Here is a 14,856-nt window from a genome sequence, read left to right on the forward strand (position 1 = left end):
CGAAGGCGCGGGTTTGCTGCTCCTGGAACGGCTTTCCGACGCCCGTCGCAACGGCCACGAAGTCCTCGCGCTCGTCCGAGGTTCGGCGGTCAACTCCGACGGTGCGTCGAACGGCCTGACCGCGCCGAACGGGCCGTCGCAGCAACGCGTGATCCGTGCGGCGCTGGCGAACGCGGGCCTGACGCCGTCCGATGTGGACGTCGTCGAGGCGCACGGCACCGGCACCACGCTGGGTGACCCGATCGAGGCGCAGGCGGTCCTCGCGACCTACGGCCAGAACCGGGAAACACCGCTGTGGCTGGGCTCGATCAAGTCGAACATCGGGCACACGCAGGCCGCCGCCGGTGCGGCGGGCATCATCAAGATGGTCATGGCGATGCGGCACGAGCTGCTGCCGAAGTCGTTGCACGTCGACACGCCGTCGTCCCACGTGGACTGGTCGGCGGGTGCGGTCGAGCTGCTCACCGAAGCCCGCGAGTGGACCGCCGCCCGGCCGCGCCGGGCCGGGATCTCGTCGTTCGGCATCTCCGGAACCAACGCGCACACCATCATCGAGCAGGCCGAGCCCGTTCTCGCCGACCGGACCGAGGTGCCCGATCGGCTGGTGCCGTGGCCGGTCTCCGGCCGTTCGGTGGCCGCGCTCCGGGCACAGGCGAACCGGCTGTCCGAAGTGGATGGAACACCCGCCGACATCGGGTTCTCCCTGGCCACCGGCCGCGCCGCGCTGGACCACCGGGCCGTCGTGCTCGGCACCACGGCCGCGGACTTCCGGGCGGGACTGACCGCGCTGGCCGAGGGCACGCCCGCGCCCGAGGTGATCTCGGGCGAGGCGGCCACCGGGCCGCTGGCGGTGCTGTTCACCGGGCAAGGCGCGCAGCGCGCCGGCATGGGCCGCGAGCTGTACGCGCGGTTCAGCGTCTACGCCGACGCGTTCGACGAGGCCTGCGCGCACCTCGACCCGCACCTGGAGCACTCGATCCGGGACCTCGTCTTCGCCGAGCCGGGCACCGAAAAGGCCGCGCTGCTCGACCGGACCGCCTACACCCAGACCGCGTTGTTCGCCGTGGAACTGGCGCTGCACCGGCTGGCCGAAAGCTGGGGCGTGCACGCGGACTACCTCGCCGGCCACTCGATCGGCGAGCTGGTCGCGGCGCACGTCGCCGGGGTCCTGTCGCTGGCCGGCGCCGCCGAACTGGTCGCCGCCCGCGGCCGCCTGATGGACGCACTGCCGGACGGCGGGGCGATGGTTTCCCTGCGAGCGGGCGAAGAAGCCGTGGCCGCGGAGGTCGCCAAGACCGGCGGCCGGGCGGACATCGCCGCGGTCAACGGACCCGGCTCGGTCGTCGTCTCCGGCGACGAAGACGTCGTCCTGGAACTGGCCGCCGGGTTCGCCGCCGCGGGCGTGCGGACCAAGCGGCTCAAGGTGAGCCACGCGTTCCACTCCCCGCGGATGGACGCGATGCTCGACGACTTCGCCGCGGTCGCGAACCGGCTGACCTACCACCCGGCCGAACGGACCGTGGTGTCCACGGTGACCGGCGAGCTCGCCGGTCCCGAATTGTCCACTCCGGACTACTGGGTGCGCCAGGTGCGGGCGTCGGTGCGGTTCGCCGACGCCGTCGCCACCCTGGCCGGCCAGGGCGTCCGGACGTTCCTCGAAGCGGGCCCGGACGCCGTGCTCAGCGCCATGGCCGCGGACTGCCTCGGCGAGGACGTCGTGGCCGTGCCGCTGCTGCGCCGCGACCGGCCGGAGGAACGCACGTTCGCCACCGCGCTCGCCGGGCTCTGGGTCCGCGGGGTCCCGGCCGACCTCTCGGCCGCGTTCACCGGCGCGCGCCGCGTCCCGCTGCCGACGTACGCCTTCCAGCACCGGCGCTTCTGGCCCGAGGTCTCGGCCGCGGCGGCCGGGGACGTCGGCGCGGCCGGGCTCACCGACGCGGCCCACCCGCTGCTGGCCGCGACCCTGCCGCTGGCCGGCGGCGACGGCGTCGTCCTCACCGGGCGGCTGTCCCTCGCGACGCAGCCGTGGCTGGCCGATCACGCCGTGCTCGGCACGGTCCTGTTGCCCGGCACGGCTTTCGTCGAACTCGCGGTGCGCGCCGGTGACCAGGCCGGCTGCCCGGCGCTCGAAGAGCTGACCCTCGCCGCCCCGCTCGTGCTGCGCGAACAGGACGCCGTCGCGATCCAGGTCGCGGTCGGCGGGCCGGACGCCGACGGCCGCCGTGAGCTGACGATCCACTCCCGACCGGAGGGCCGGGACGAGTGGACCGCGCACGCGGCAGGCGTGCTCGCCCCGGCGGCCGCGGCGGAACCCGCCGCGCTCGCCGAGTGGCCGCCCGCCGGTGCGGAACCCGTTGACGTGACCGGCTTCTACGACACCCTCGCCGCGTCCGGCTTCGGCTACGGCCCGGCGTTCCGCGGCCTGCGCGCGGCCTGGCGCGCCGGTGCGGAGATCTACGCCGAGGTCGCGCTGCCGGAGCAGCAGCAGGCGGGCGCGTTCGGCCTGCACCCGGCGCTGCTCGACGCCGCCCTGCACGCGTTGGGCTTGCGGGACGGCGAAACCGGGCCACGGCTGCCGTTCGCCTGGACCGGCGTCACCCTGCACGCCACCGGGGCCGCCGCGCTGCGGGTCCGGCTGCGCCCGGGTGCCGGGGACGCGGTCGCCGTCGACGTCGCCGACGCCACCGGGGCACCGGTCGCGTCGGTGGCCGCGCTGGTGCTGCGCCCGGTTTCGGCCGAGCAGCTGCGCGGCCCGGACGGCGGCGACTCGTTGTTCAGCGTCGAGTGGACGCCGATCCCGGTGCCCGAGCCGACCGCCGGCCGGTACGCGGTCATCGGCCCGGACCCGCTCGGCCTGGTCGCCGGGCTCGGTTCCGCCGGTACCGTGGAGTCCTATGTGGACCTCGCGGACCTCGGCCGCAGCACGGCGGAGACCGGCGAGGAGCCGCAGTTCGTGTTCTCCGCGATCCGGCACTCGCCCCAGCCGAAGGACCGGGCCGGCTTCGCGCTGGACCTGGTCCGCGCCTGGCTGGCCGACGAGCGGTTCAGCACCGCCCGGCTGGTGCTGGTCACCCGCGGCGCGGTCGGCGCGGTCGACGGCGACCGCGTGCCCGACCTCACCGCCGCACCCGTGTGGGGCCTGCTGCGGTCGGCGCAGTTCGAGAACCCCGGCCGGCTCGTGCTGGTCGACCTCGACGACGAAGACCCGCGCTCGGCGGCCCTGCTGGGCGCGGTCGCCTCGGGCGAACCGCAGCTCGCGCTGCGGGACGGCCGCGCACTGGCCGCACGGCTGGTGCGCGCCGGCTCCGGTGACCTGCTGCGCGTGCCCGCCGAGGGCAACTGGCGGCTCGACACCACCGGCCCGGGCACGCTCGAAAACCTCGCGCTGATCCCGAATCCGCTGCCGGAGACGCTCGAAGCGGGTCACGTCCGGGTCGCCATCCGCGCGGCCGGGATGAACTTCCGGGACGTCCTCATCGGCCTCGGCATGTACCCGGGCGAGCCGATCATGGGCATCGAAGGCGCCGGCGTCGTGCTGGAGTGCGGCGAAGGCGTCACCGGCCTCAAGCCCGGCGACAAGGTGATGGGCTTCTTCCCCGGCTCGTTCGGCCCGCGCTCGGTCGCGGACCAGCGGATGCTGGCGAAGATGCCCGAAGGCTGGTCGTTCAGCGAAGCGGCTTCGGTGCCCATCGTGTTCCTCACCGCCTACTACGGCCTGGTCGACCTGGCCGGGCTGCGGGCGGGGGAGTCCGTGCTGATCCACGCCGGTGCCGGTGGCGTCGGCATGGCCGCCATCCAGCTGGCCCGCCACCTCGGCGCCGAGGTCTACGCGACCGCGAGCCCCGGCAAGTGGGACGTCCTGCGCGCGTCCGGGCTCGACGACGCGCACCTGGCGTCGTCGCGCACGACCGGGTTCGCCGAGCTGTTCCGCGAGGCCGGCGGCGGCCGGGGTGTCGACGTCGTGCTCAACGCGCTGACCCGGGAGTTCGTCGACGCGTCCTTCGCGCTGATGCCGCGCGGCGGGCGGTTCCTGGAGATGGGCAAGGCCGACGTCCGCGACGCGGGCGAGGTCGCCGCGGCCCACCCGGGCGTGGCCTACCAGGCGTTCGACCTCGTCGAAGCCGGGCCGGACCGGATCCGCGAGCTGTTCACCGAGGTCATCGCGCTGTTCGAAGCGGGCGCGCTGACCCCGCTGCCGGTCCGGACCTGGGACGTGCGGCGCGCGCCCGAGGCGTTCCGGTTCGTCAGCCAGGCCAAGCACGTCGGCAAGGTCGTGCTCACCATGCCGTCGTGCTTCGGCCCCGGCACGGTGCTGATCACCGGCGGCACCGGCGCGCTGGGCGGCCTGCTCGCCCGGCGGCTGGTCACCGGGCACGGCGTCCGCGACCTGGTCCTGCTGAGCCGGCGCGGGCCGGACGCGCCGGGCGCCACCGAACTGGCCGCCGACCTGCGGGAACTCGGCGCGAACGTGCGGATCGTCGCCGGGGACGCCGCCGACCGCCGGGAGCTGGCCGCGGTGCTCGCCGCGATCCCGGCGGAGCGGCCGCTCACCGGCGTGGTGCACGCGGCCGGCGTGCTCGACGACGGCGTCGTCGCGTCGCTGACCCCCGAGCGGCTGAACGCGGTGCTGCGGCCCAAGGTGGACGCCGCGCTGAACCTGCACGAGTTCACCCGGGACCTCGGCCTGTCGGCGTTCGTGCTGTTCTCCTCGGCCGCGGCCACGCTGGGCAGCCCGGGTCAGGGCAACTACGCCGCGGCCAACGCGTTCCTCGACGCGCTCGCGCAGTACCGCTCTGCGCGCGGCCTGCCCGCCGGCTCGCTGGCGTGGGGTCCCTGGGCCACCGACGGGATGCTCGGCGGGCTCGGCGACGCCGACCGCGCGAAGCTGGAGCGGTCCGCGTTCGTCCCGTTCACCGCCGAAAGCGGCCTCGACCTGTTCAACGTCGCCGCCGCGCGGCCCGAGCCGGTGCTGCTGCCGCTGCAGCTCGACACGGCCGCGCTGGGGGCACAAGCGGGCTTGCCGCCGCTGTTCGCCTCGCTCGTGCGGGCCCCGGCTCGCCGGACCGCCGAAGCGGCCGCCGATGGTGAGCCGTCCGGCCCGCCGTTCGCGCAGCGCCTGGGTGCGGTGCCCGCGGCCGAGCGCGGCGAGTTCCTGCTCGACCTCGTGCGCGGGCACGTCGCCACGGTGCTGGGCCACGGCTCGGCCGCCGACGTCGAAGGCGGCCGCGGGTTCCTGGACCTCGGCTTCGACTCGCTGACCGCGGTGGAGCTGCGCAACCGCCTCACCGCCGAGACCGGGCTGCGGCTGCCGGCCACGCTGGTCTTCGACCACCCGTCGCCCGCCGACCTGGCGGCGCACCTGCTGGCCGGGCTCGCGCCCGGGGAAGCGGACGCGGACGCGGCGGTCCTGGCCGAGCTGGACCGGCTCGAGCGCGTGCTCGAAGGCGCCGGCGACAGCAGGCGGATCACCGCGCGCCTGGAGACGCTGCTGGCCCGGCGGCGCGGCGCGCAGGCGGACGAGGAGTCCGGCGACGGGCTCGACGCCGCCACCGACGACGAAATCTTCGACCTGATCGACAACGAGCTCGGGCTGTCCTGAATGGACGCCACGCACCGACGGGATGGGGCCTGATGGACAACGACGCGAAGCTCCGGGAATACCTGAAGAAGGTGACCGCGGACCTCCGGCGCGCCCGCAAGCGCATCCAGGAGGTGGAGGACGCCGGGTTCGAGCCGATCGCGATCGTCGGGATGGCCTGCCGGTTCCCGGGCGGCGTCCGCTCGCCGGAAGACCTGTGGCAGCTGGTGGACGGCGGCCGCGACGCGATGTCCGGGTTCCCCGCCGACCGCGGCTGGCCGGACGCGCACGACGCCGGCTTCGCGGCCGAAGGCGGCTTCGTGCACGACGCGGGCCTGTTCGACGCCGGGTTCTTCGGCATCTCGCCGCGCGAAGCGCTCGCGATGGACCCGCAGCAGCGACTGTTGCTGGAGACGTCGTGGGAGGCGCTGGAACGCGCCGGGATCGTGCCGGAGTCGTTGCGCGGCAGCCGGTCCGCGGTGTTCGTCGGCGCCGCGCACCAGGGGTACGCCACCGGGGCGGGCGAGGACGCCGAAGCGGTCGCGGGGCACCTGATGACCGGCACCGCGACCAGCGTCCTGTCCGGCCGGATCTCCTACACCCTCGGCCTCGAAGGCCCGTCCGTCACCGTCGATACGGCGTGCTCGTCGTCGCTGGTGGCGCTGCACCTGGCCGTGCAGTCGCTGCGGCGCGGGGAATCCGACTTCGCGCTCGCCGGTGGTGCGGCGGTGATGGTCAACCCCGGCATGTTCACCGAGATGCAGCGCCAGGGCGGCCTGTCCGGCAACGGGCGGTGCAAGGCGTTCGCCGAGGGCGCCGACGGCACCGGCTGGGGCGAGGGCGTCGGCATGCTGCTCGTGGAGCGGCTGTCCGACGCGCGCCGGCACGGGCACCCGGTGCTTGCCGTCGTCCGCGGTTCGGCGGTGAACCAGGACGGCGCGAGCAGCGGCCTGTCCGCGCCGAACGGGCCGTCCCAGCAGCGCGTGATCCGGGACGCGCTCGCCGACGCCCGCTTGTCCACTGTGGACGTGGACCTGGTGGAAGCGCACGGCACCGGCACGGCGCTGGGCGACCCGATCGAAGCCCAGGCGTTGCTGGCCACCTACGGCCAGGACCGCCCGGAGCCGCTCTGGCTCGGTTCGGTGAAGTCGAACATCGGCCACACCCAGGCCGCGGCCGGCGTCAGCGGCATCATCAAGCTCGTCATGGCGCTGCGGAACCACCGGATGCCGCCGACCCTGCACGCCGGGACGCCGTCGACGAAGATCGACTGGACCGAGGGCGCGGTCGAGCTGCTGCAGGAAGGCCGCGAGTGGACCGCGGACCGGCCGCGCCGGGGTGCGGTGTCGTCGTTCGGGATCTCCGGCACCAACGCGCACATCATCTTGGAGGAGCCCGCCGAGGAGCCTGCGGCAGCGGAGCCCGTCGACGGCGTCCTGCCGTGGGTGCTGTCGGCCAAGTCGGCGGAGGCGTTGCGCGAGCAGGCGTCCCGGCTGGCCACTGTGGACGCGGACCCGGCCGGAGTCGCGCTTTCCCTGGCGACGACCCGGTCCGCGTTCGCGCACCGTGCGGTCGTGGTCGGCGAGGACCGGGAGCGCCTGTTCGCGGGCGTGCGGGCGCTGGCTGACGGCGTCCCGGCGCCGAACGTCGTCACGGGTGCCGCCGGGAGCGCCGGCAAGGTCGCCATGGTCTTCCCCGGCCAGGGTGCCCAGTGGGCCGGGATGGCGACGGAGCTGCTGGCCACGTCCGAGGTCTTCGCCGCTCGCTTCACCGAGTGCGCGCGTGCCCTCGAACCGCACACCGGCTTCTCGCTGCTGGACGGCGACCTCGACCTGGACCGCGTCGACGTCGTGCAGCCCGCGCTGTTCGCGATGATGGTGTCCCTCGCCGCGTTGTGGGCCGCCCACGGGGTGCGCCCGGACGCCGTGATCGGCCACTCGCAGGGGGAGATCGCCGCCGCCGTCGTGTCCGGTGCGCTGTCCCTCGAGGACGGTGCGCGCGTGGTCGCACTCCGCAGCAAGGCGATCCTCGCGCTGGCGGGTGCGGGCGGGATGGTGTCCGTGGCCACCTCGCGCGAGCGGACCGAGGCGCTCGCCCGGCCCTGGGGTGAGCGCATCTCGATCGCCGCGGTGAACGGCCCCGCCGCGACCGTCGTCTCCGGTGAACCGGAAGCCCTCGAAGAGTTCATGGCCGCGTGTGAAGACGTGCGCACCCGCCGGATCCCGGTGGACTACGCGTCCCACTCCGTCCAGGTGGAACAGCTGCGCGACGAACTCCTGGACGTCCTGGCCCCGATCGCCCCGCGGCGGGGGGAGACGGCGTTCTTCTCCACGGTGACCGGCGAATGGATCGACGGCACCGCACTCGACGCCGAGTACTGGTACACGAACCTGCGCGGCACCGTCCGGCTGGACATCGCGGTCGAGCAGCTCAAGCGCGAGGGGTTCGGGACGTTCGTGGAGGCGTCGCCGCACCCGGTGCTGACCATGGCGATCGGGGACGACGTCGTCGCGCTCGGCTCCCTGCGTCGCGGCGAAGGCGGCCTGGCCCGCTTCGCGCTTTCGGTCGCCGAAGCGCACGTACGCGGCGTCAAGGTCGACTGGACGTCGTACTTCGCCGGCGCGGCCCGCGTCGACCTGCCCACCTACGCCTTCCAGCACCGCCACTACTGGCTGAAGCCCGGCACGCCCGTGGTAGCGACCACGGAGGACTCCGGGTTCTGGGAGGTCGTCGACAGCCACGACCTCCAGGCCCTCGCCGAGACGCTGGGCGTCGACACCGAAATCCCGTTGAGCGAGCTGCTGCCCGCGCTGAGCGAGTGGCGCCGGACGGCACACGACAAGTCCACGGTGGACTCTTGGCGCTACGACGTCCGCTGGCGCCCGGCCCCCGCACTTTCACGTGAAAGTGATCCGGAGGTGGGTTCTCCACATCACTTTCACGTGAAAGTGCCGGCTGGGCGCTGGCTCGCCGTGGTCGCGCCCGGTCAGGACTCGGCCATGGTGGACGCGCTCGGCATCGAGATCGTGCCGGTCGAGGTGACCGGCGACCGGGAGAGCCTGGCCGCGCGCCTCCGTGCGGCCGAACCGAACCCGGCGGGCGTGGTTTCCCTGCTGGGCTTCGACGAACGGCCGCACCCGGACTTCCCCGAACTGCCGTCCGGGGTCGCGGGCACGCTGCTGCTCGCCCAGGCCCTCGGCGACGCGGCGATCAGCGCACCGCTGTGGCTGCTGACGTCCGGCGCCGTCGCGACCGAGACGCCGTCGCCCGCGCAGGCCCAGATCTGGGGCCTCGGCCGCGTGATCGGCCTCGAACACCCCGGCCGCTGGGGTGGCCTGGTGGACCTGCCTGCCGACTTCGACGACCGGGCCGCCGCCCGCCTCGCCGCCATCCTCGCCACCAGCGGCGACGAAGACCAGTTCGCCATCCACCCGTCCGGCGTCCTCGTCCGCCGCCTGGTCCGAGCCGCCGCACCGAAAACCGCGCCCAGCACGTGGTCGTTCCGCGGCACGGTGCTCGTCACCGGCGGCACCGGCGCGCTCGGCCCGCGGATCGCCCGCTGGCTGGAGCGCACCGGCGCCGGACACGTCGTCCTGGCCAGCCGCCGCGGCGACCAGGCGCCCGGCGCGGCCGAGCTGACCGCCGCGCTGGACATCCCGGTCACCTTCGCCGCCTGCGACGTCGCCGACCGGGCCGACGTGCAGGCCCTCGCCGACCGCTACGACATCAGCGCGGTGATCCACGCCGCCGCGCTCATCGAGCTGGCCTCGATCGACGCCACCGACGTCGCCGAGTTCGCCGCCGTCGCCAAGGCCAAGGTGCTCGGCGCCGAAAACCTTGACGCCGTCTTCGACCGCGACCTCGATGCGTTCGTCCTGTTCTCCTCGATCGCCGGCGTGTGGGGCAGCGGCGACCACGCGGCCTACGCCGCGGCCAACGCCCACCTCGACGCCCTCGCCCGGCGCCGACGGACCCGCGGCCTCCGCGCGACCTCGCTGGCCTGGGGCGTCTGGAACGCCGTCAACCCCTGGGACGCCGCCAAGGAGAACCAGGACTTCGACGCGAGCCGCCTGCTCCGCCAGGGCCTGCCGTTCCTCGACCCCGACCTCGCGTTCGCCGGGCTGCGCCAGGTCCTGGCCGACGACGAGACGTTCCTCGCGCTCGCCGACGTCGACTGGACGCGGTTCGCCCCGGTCTTCACCGCGCTGCGGCCCCGCCCCCTGCTGGACGAGCTGCCCGAGGTCCGCAACGCGCTGACCGTGGAAGCGGCCCCGGTCACCCCGGGCGGCCTGCGCGAGCGCCTGACCGGGCAGTCCGCCGCCGACCGCACCCGGACCGTGCTCGAGCTGGTCCGCGCCACCGCGGCGGCGGTCCTCGGCCACGACGGCCCGGACGCCGTCGCACCCGGCGTCGCCCTGCGGGAACTCGGCTTCGACTCGCTCACCGCCGTCGAGCTGCGCAACCGCCTCGCCGCCGAAACCGGCCAGAGCCTCCCCGCCACCCTCGCGTTCGACCACCCGACCGCCGAGCGGATCACGGCGTTCCTGCTCGACGGCCTCTTCGGCGCCACGACCGCGGTCACCGAAACCGTCGTCGCGGTCGCCGACGACCAGCCGATCGCGATCGTCGCGATGAGCTGCCGCTACCCCGGCGGCATCACCAGCCCCGAGGACCTCTGGGAGCTGATCACCGCGGGCGGCGACGCCATCACCGGGTTCCCGGCCAACCGCGGCTGGGACACCGACGCGCTGTTCGACCCCGACCCCGACCACGAGGGCACCAGCTACACCCGCCACGGCGGCTTCCTGCACGACGCGGGCGACTTCGACCCGGGCTTCTTCGGCATCTCGCCGCGCGAAGCGCTCACCATGGACCCGCAGCAGCGGCTCCTGCTGGAGACGACGTGGGAGGCGATGGAACGCGCCGGCGTCGACCCGGAGAGCCTGCGGGGGAGCGCGACCGGCGTGTTCGTCGGCACCAACTACGCCGACTACGGCATCGGGCTCGCCCAGCCGGACAGCTCGGCCGGGCACCTGCTCACCGGCGGCGCGGCCAGCGTCGTCTCGGGCCGGATCTCCTACACCTTCGGGCTCACCGGGCCGGCGGTCACCGTCGACACCGCGTGCTCGTCTTCGCTGGTCGCGCTGCACCTGGCCTGCCAGTCGCTGCGCAACGGCGAGTGCACGATGGCCTTGGCCGGCGGGGTGGCGCTGATGTCGACCCCGGCGTCGTTCGTCGCCTTCAGCCGTCAGCGCGCGCTCGCGTCCGACGGCCGCTGCAAGGCCTTCTCCGACGACGCCGACGGCATGGGCATGGCCGAGGGCGTCGGCGTCGTGCTGGTCGAGCGGCTCGCCGACGCCCAGCGCAACGGCCACGAGGTCCTCGCCGTGATCCGCGGCTCGGCGGTCAACCAGGACGGCGCCTCCAACGGCCTCACCGCCCCCAACGGCCCCGCCCAGCAGCAGGTCATCCGCCAGGCCGTGGCCAACGCCCGGCTGACCTTCGACGACGTCGACGCCGTCGAGGCCCACGGCACCGGCACCACCCTCGGCGACCCCATCGAGGCCCAGGCCCTCCTGGCCACCTACGGCCGCGACCGCGAGCACCCCCTGTGGCTCGGCTCGGTCAAGTCGAACATCGGCCACAGCCAGGCCGCCTCCGGCGTCGCCGGCATCATCAAGATGGTCCTGTCCCTGCGCCACGGCGTGCTGCCCGCCACGCTGCACGCCGGCACGCCGTCGTCCCATGTGGACTGGACGACCGGCAACGTCCGGCTGCTGGCCGAAAGCCGGCCCTGGCCCGAAACCGGCCGGCCGCGCCGGGCCGCCGTGTCGTCGTTCGGGATGAGCGGCACCAACGCCCACGCGGTCCTCGAAGCCGCACCGGAGCCGGTCGCGGCGGAGCTGTCCGGGCCCGCCGCGACCGGCCCGGTGCCCTGGGTCCTGTCCGCGAAGACCCCCGATTCCCTGGCTTCGCAGGCCCGTCGCCTGCAGGCCCGCGTAGGGGCCGCACAGGGGGTCCGGGCCGCAGATGTGGGGTACTCCCTCGCGAATTCCCGGTCTACGTTCGAACAACGGGCGGTGCTCGTGGCCGCCGGTGAGCACAGCGGCCACGACGCCCTGGGCGCGCTCGCCCACGGCCGGGCCGTTCCCGGCCTGGTGCGGGGCAGCGCCCGCCACGGGGGCAAGGTCGCCTTCGTCTTTCCCGGGCAGGGCTCGCAGTGGGTGGGGATGGCTTTGGACCTGATGGACACGTCGCCGGCGTTCGCGGCCCGCATGCGGGACTGCGAACGCGCGCTGGCGCCGTTCGTCGACTGGTCGCTGCCGGCCGTCCTCGGTGACGACGCCATGCTCCAGCGGGTCGACGTCGTCCAGCCCGCGCTCTTCGCCGTGATGGTGTCGCTGGCCGAAGCCTGGCGCGCCCACGGCGTCCAGCCCGACGCCGTCATCGGCCACTCCCAGGGCGAGATCGCCGCGGCCGCGGTCGCCGGTGCGCTCTCCCTGGAGGACGCCGCCCGCGTGGTCGCGTTGCGCAGCAAGGCGATCCTGGCGCTGGCCGGGCGCGGGGGAATGGTGTCCGTGGCCGCATCCCGCGAGTCCGTCGAAGCCCGCCTGACCGAGCAGCTTTCGGTCGCGGCGGTGAACGGCCCGGCCGCGGTGGTGGTCTCCGGCGCTCCGGACGCACTGGACGAGCTGATCCGGTCCTGCGAAGCCGACGGCGTGCGCGCCAAGCGGATCCCGGTCGACTACGCCTCCCACTCGGCCCAGGTCGAAGAGATCGAAGCCGAGCTGCGCGAGCTGCTCGCGCCGGTTTCGCCGCGCTCGTCCGACATCGCCTTCTACTCCACGGTGACCGCCGAACCCCTCGACACCGCAGGGCTCGACGGCGGCTACTGGTACACCAACCTGCGCAACCCGGTGCTGTTCGACGCGACCACCCGGCTGCTGGCCGGGGACGGCTACGGCACGTTCGTCGAATGCAGCTCGCACCCGGTGCTCACGATGAGCGTCCAGGACACTGTGGACGAAGCCGTCGTGACGGGTACGCTGCGCCGCGGTGAAGGCGGCCTCGACCGGCTGTACACGTCGTTCGCGGAAGCGTGGGTGCACGGCGTCGACGTCGACTGGACGCCGGCGTTCGGCGAAGGGGCCCGGCTGGTCCCGCTGCCGACGTACGCCTTCGACCACCAGCGGTACTGGCTCGACCCGGCCCCGGCGGCCCCGGCCGACGACGGGCTCTGGACGGCGCTCGAGGAAACCGACGACCTCGCCGGCGTCCTCGGTGTCGACAGCGCGGCTTTGGACGCCGTGCTGCCCGCGCTGTCCCGCTGGCGCACCCGCCGCACCGAAGAATCCACTGTGGACTCCTGGTGCCTGAAGGTGGGCTGGACACCGGTCGCCGAACCGGTACTGCCGCTGCTTTCCGGGCGCTGGCTGGCACTCGTGCCCGCCGGTCGCGGTTCCTTCGCGGACTCGGTGCTCGACGCGCTCGCCGTCCGCGGCGCCGAGGTCGTCACCACCACGGCGGAGGACCTGCCGCCCGGGGAGTACGCCGGTGTGGTTTCCCTGCTGGGTCTCGACGAAACGCCGGTGCCCGGTCACCCGCTGATCGCTTCCGGGGTCGCCGCGACAGCCGCTTTGGCCCCGGCGCTCGCCGAAGCCGGGATCGACGCTCCACTGTGGATCCTCACCCGCGGCGCGGTCGCGACCGGCGCGGGCGACGCCCCGGCGTCGAGCGTGCCCGCGCAGCTGTGGGGTCTCGGCCGCGTGATCGGCCTGGAGTACCCGGGACTGTGGGGTGGTCTGCTCGACCTGCCCGCGACCTTGGACGACCGTGCCGCCGACCGGCTGGCCGGCGTACTGGCCGAGCCGGGCGGCGAAGACCAGCTCGCGATCCGCGCCCAGGGCGTCCTCGCCCGCCGCCTGCGCCCGGCGCGTCCGGCACCCGCGGGGGAGCCGTGGCGGCCGCGCGGCACCGTGCTCGTCACCGGCGGCACCGGTTCGCTGGGCGCGCACGTCGCCCGCTGGCTGGGCCGCGCCGGCGCCGAGCACCTCGTGCTCACCAGCCGTCGTGGCGAAGCCGCCCCCGGCGCCACCGAACTGGCCGACGAACTGCGGGAACTCGGCTGCGCGGTGACCATCGCCGCCTGCGACGTCGCCGAGCGCAAGGCCGTCGAGGAGCTGCTGACCGGGCTGGAGCACGCGCCCACCGCCGTCGTGCACGCCGCCGGGCTGCCGCAGTCGAGCACGCTGGCCGAGACCGGGCTGCACGAGTTCGAAGACGTCCTCGCGGCGAAGGTCGCGGGCACCGCGCACCTCGACGAGCTGCTGGGCGACGACCTCGAAGCGTTCGTGCTGTTCTCCTCCAACTCCGGCGTCTGGGGCAGCGCGGGCCAGGGTGCCTACGCCGCCGCGAACGCCTACCTCGACGCGCTCGCCGAACAGCGCCGCGCCCGCGGCGTCAAGGCGACTTCCGTGGCCTGGGGCCTCTGGGCCGGCGGCGGGATGGCGCGGGACGAAGGCGAGCAGCAGCTGCGGCGTCGCGGCCTGCGGCCGATGGCGCCCGAGCGTGCGGTGGCGGCCATGCAGGGCGCCCTCGACCGCGACGAGACGTTCCTCGCCGTGGCCGACGTCGACTGGGAGCGGTTCGTGCCGGCCTTCACGGCGTCGCGGCGGCGCCCGCTGATCGAGGACCTGCCCGCGGTCCGGCAGGTGCTGGACCGGCTGGAAGCCGAGCAGACCCGCTACGACGAAGGTGCCGCGGCCGGCTGGCGCGAGCGGCTGGCCGGGCTGACGGCGGCCGAGCGCGACCGGGCCGTGCTCGACCTGGTCCGCACCGAAGCCGCGGTCGTCCTCGGTCACCGCGGCGCCGACGCGATCGGCAGCACCCGGCCGTTCCGCGACCTCGGCTTCGACTCGGTGACCGCGGTCGAGGTCCGCAACCGGCTGCGGGAGGTCACCGGCCTGCGGCTGGCGGCCACCGCCGTCTTCGACCACCCGACACCGGTGGCGCTGGCCCGGTTCCTGGCCGCCGAGATCACCCCGGGCACCGCGCCCGGCGAGTCGGCGTTCGGGGCGCTGGACCAGCTGGAGGCGTCGCTGGGGGACCTCGAAACCGACGAGAACCTCCGGCTGCGCGTCGAAATGCGGCTGAAGTCCCTGCTGAACCGGTGGAGCGCGGAACCCGCGCCGCAGAAGGCACAGCTGGCCGACGCGTCGGTCGACGAGGTCTTCGCCTTCATCGACAAGATTTCCCCGCCGCCGGCGCAGTGACGCCCT

At 74.6% G+C, this 14,856-nt stretch carries 2 protein-coding genes (1 of these 2 cut by a window edge); both read left to right on the forward strand.

The features are described from left to right. Positions 1-5,599 carry the 3' end of a type I polyketide synthase gene (locus tag ACLJQM_RS28510; RefSeq protein WP_410633431.1) on the forward strand. 9,518 nt of this gene lie to the left of the window's left edge, so 5,599 of the gene's 15,117 nt are visible here — the last part of the coding sequence; its start codon lies off the left edge, out of view; its stop codon occupies positions 5,597-5,599. A gap of 29 nt (positions 5,600-5,628) precedes the next feature. Next, positions 5,629-14,850 carry a type I polyketide synthase gene (locus tag ACLJQM_RS28515; RefSeq protein ID WP_410633585.1) on the forward strand — a complete coding sequence of 3,074 codons (9,222 nt, stop codon included), beginning with the start codon at positions 5,629-5,631 and terminating at the stop codon, positions 14,848-14,850. Positions 14,851-14,856: the final 6 nt, after the last annotated feature.

Origin of the sequence: Amycolatopsis sp. cmx-4-83 (assembly GCF_046548815.1) — a bacterium.
Classification (GTDB): Bacteria; Actinomycetota; Actinomycetes; order Mycobacteriales; family Pseudonocardiaceae; genus Amycolatopsis; species Amycolatopsis pretoriensis_A.